At 72.9% G+C, this 1,327-nt stretch carries 1 protein-coding gene; it reads left to right on the plus strand.

Annotated elements, in window-relative coordinates; all coding sequences use genetic code 11:
• Positions 1-189: 189 nt before the first annotated feature.
• Positions 190-1,327 (plus strand): IS110 family transposase (locus ACFORO_RS46620; RefSeq protein WP_377896788.1); only part of this gene is annotated, 1,138 nt, incomplete at its 3' end.

Here is a 1,327-nt window from a genome sequence, read left to right on the forward strand (position 1 = left end):
CTGCCGGAGGTGTCGGGTCGGGGTCGCTCGTGAGATTCCTGCCGCCCGTGGGGGCTGGCTCGTTGAGGGTGTGCGTCCTGGCCCGGCGCCGGCCGCGGTTTGACTCAACAGAGGTTCGGGCGCGATAAGCTGGAAGTCGGAATGTCGACCGCGGTTTCCCTTGTACGGTGCAGGAAAGGAACGCGGTTGATGGTCGTGATCGGGGTCGACCCGCATAAGTCCAGCCACACGGCGGCGGTGCTGGAGCCGGGCGCCCACACCACGTTGGGCACGGTGCGCGTCGAGGCGGCGTTGCCGGAATACCGCAGGCTGCTGGTCTGGGCTCGGCGGTTCGGGGAGCGCCGGTGGGCGGTGGAGAACGCCTGGGGGCTCGGCCGTCACCTGGCGCAGTGGCTGATCGCGCGGGGCGAGACCGTCGTGGACGTTCCCCCGACGGCGACCGCGCGGGTGCGGCAGCTGTCGCGGGGCCGCCGGAAGAACGACGCCCTGGACGCGGCGGCGGCGGCCAGCGTGGCCGCCCTGCAGGGCGACGGGATCCCCGTCGCCGCGGAGGGGTCCTCGACGGTGCTGGGGATGCTCGACGAACGGCGGAGCAACCTGACGCGGCAGCGCACCCGGACGGTCAACCAGCTTCACGCGCTGCTGCGCGACCTGCTGCCCGGCGGCGCGCCCGCCGAGCTGACCGCCGAGCGGGCGGCCGGGATGCTCGCGGGGATACGCCCGGCCTCGCCGGCGGAGCGGGCCCGCAAAGACCTCGCACGGGACCTGGTCGACGACATCCGCGCGCTCGACACCCGCCTGAAGACCAACCGCAAGCGGATGCAGGACGCGGTCGCCGAGTCCGGCAGCAGCCTGCCCGGCGTCGCCGGGGTCGGGCCGGCGGTGGCCGCGAGGCTGCTCGGGCGCACCGGCCGGGCCTCGCGATTCCCGACCGCGGCGGCCTTCGCCGTCCACGCCGGCACCGCGCCGATCGAGATCGCCAGCGCCGACAGGACACGCCATCGCCTGTCCCGCCAGGGCGACCGCCGGCTGAACAACGCGCTGCACACGATCGCGTTGACGCAAGTGCGCATGCCCGGAACCCGCGGGCGCGTCTACTACGACACCAAGATCGCCGAAGGCAAAACCCGCAAAGAAGCGATGCGCTGCCTCAAACGCCGCCTCGCCGACCACGTCTGGCGAGTCATGACCGCCGACGAACGACAGCAGGCACCGGCGGCGGGCCCGGGAGGACACACGGGGGCGACTCTGACATCCAGCGCGACCGGCCCAACCCCGACAACCGGCTCTTCGGACAAGTCACTTCCCGAACCCGCCAACCACAACC

Source organism: Amycolatopsis halotolerans (assembly GCF_042647905.1).
Taxonomy (GTDB): domain Bacteria; phylum Actinomycetota; class Actinomycetes; order Mycobacteriales; family Pseudonocardiaceae; genus Amycolatopsis; species Amycolatopsis halotolerans.